Consider the following 1,721-nt stretch of genomic DNA (forward strand, 5'->3'; position numbering starts at 1 on the left):
GATTATTGAGTAAATGTGGTAGACTCCGGTCCATGAAAACACAAGCGACATTCCGCCGTTTTAGTCCTGGTCAGTTGCTGCTGTTGCCCCCTGACATGGCCAAGTGGTTGCCCGAAGGCCACCTGGCCTACTTCATCCGGGATGTAGTCGGACAGCTGGACCTGAGTGCCATCTACTCGAGTTACGATGGCTCCAAAGGGGGCTATCCGCCCTACCACCCCGAGATGATGGTGGCACTTCTGATCTACGCTTACTGCGTTGGGATGCCGAGTTCGCGTAAGATCGAGAAAGCAACCCACGAGTTGATTCCGTTTCGGGTGTTGAGTGCAGATCAACATCCGGACCATGCAACGATTGCCGAGTTTCGCCGCCGTCATCTACAGGCTCTGGCTGCTCTCTTTGTGCAGGTGTTGCGGCTGTGCCAGAAGGCCGGGTTGGTCAAGCTCGGCCATGTTTCCCTGGACGGCACCAAAGTTCGGGCCCATGCCTCGAAGCACAAGGCGATGAGCTACGCTCGCATGGAGAAGAGCGTGGCGGAACTCGAGGCTGAGGTCACGCAGTTACTTGCCGAAGCCGAGGCAACCGATAAGGATGAGGACGAGCGCTACGGCAAGGGGAGAGGCGGTGACGAGCTCCCCGATGAGCTCAAGTTCAAGCAGTCGCGCCTTGCCAAGATCAAGGAAGCCAAAGAGGCTCTTGAGCGAGAGGCTCGGCAAGAGGCGGAGCGCAAACGGCTTGAGCAGGAGAAGAAGGGCGAGGAGGGATCAGATCGGCGGGGTCGGCCGTCGAAGGCTCCTTCGGATAAGCCCGATGGGAAAGCTCAGCGCAACTTTACCGATCCTGACTCTCGCATCATGAAGGATAGCGCTACCAAGTCCTTCGCCCAGTGCTACAACGGTCAAGCGGCTGTTGACGGAAGCTCCCAGGTGATCGTTGCGAGCCGGGTCAGCCAGCAAGCCAACGACAAGCGTGAGCTGAAACCCCTCATCGAGAAGCTCGAGACCAACCTCGATGGCGCCAAACCGAACAAGGTCACGGCCGATAACGGCTACTTTAGCGAGGAGAACCTCACCTATCTTGCCGAAGAAGGGATTGACGCCTATGTAGCCACCGGCCGGTTGAAACACACGGATCGACTGCTACCGGCTCCCCGGGGGCGGATCCCCAAGGATGCCACGATCAAGGAGCGCATGGCCCGCAAGCTCCGGACGATCAAGGGCCGGATGACCTATGCCAAGCGCAAGGAGATCAGCGAGCCGGTCTTCGGGCAGATCAAGGAGGTCCGAGGGTTTCGGCAGTTCCTGCTTCGAGGCATCGCCAAGGTTGACTGCGAGTGGGACATCATCTGCCTTGGCCACAACCTCCTGAAGCTCTTCCGGAGTGGGTGGGCACCGGCAGCGGCCTAGAACGTAGTGCCGCAGCCTCATGCCCACCGTGAGTATCACCGCTTACAGCCTGATCCGTGGCCGTAGTGATTGTTCGTCGAGCACATCGGCCCTAAACGATTCGAGTTTTCAAAGAACAACCAACGGACCGAAAAAAATCATCTCGGTACGCCGACAGACTCCTAGATTGTGCACGACTGGCGCCAACCGCAATCAATATCCAGCCCTGGCTTTTCGGAGCCGTGACCGACTCAGAGCTAAAAAGGCAAATCGCTGCATTGACAGACTATGGAAAATTCATCGAACATTGCGCGGTGTGCTTTGCCATCTTTACCG

The 1,721-nt window shown here is 57.7% G+C and carries 2 protein-coding genes; both read left to right on the top strand.

Annotated features, from left to right (window positions below; all coding sequences use genetic code 11):
* Window positions 1–32 precede the first annotated feature (32 nt).
* The gene (locus tag AC11W3_RS10555) at window positions 33–1,406 is read left to right on the top strand and encodes an IS1182 family transposase (protein ID WP_484092978.1); all 1,374 of its coding nucleotides are present in this window, start codon (window positions 33–35) and stop codon (window positions 1,404–1,406) included.
* 98 nt (window positions 1,407–1,504) lie between these two features.
* Window positions 1,505–1,721 (top strand): nitroreductase family protein (locus AC11W3_RS10560; protein WP_484092979.1); only part of this gene is annotated, 217 nt, incomplete at its 3' end.

It is taken from the genome of Geomonas sp., from assembly GCF_056994735.1.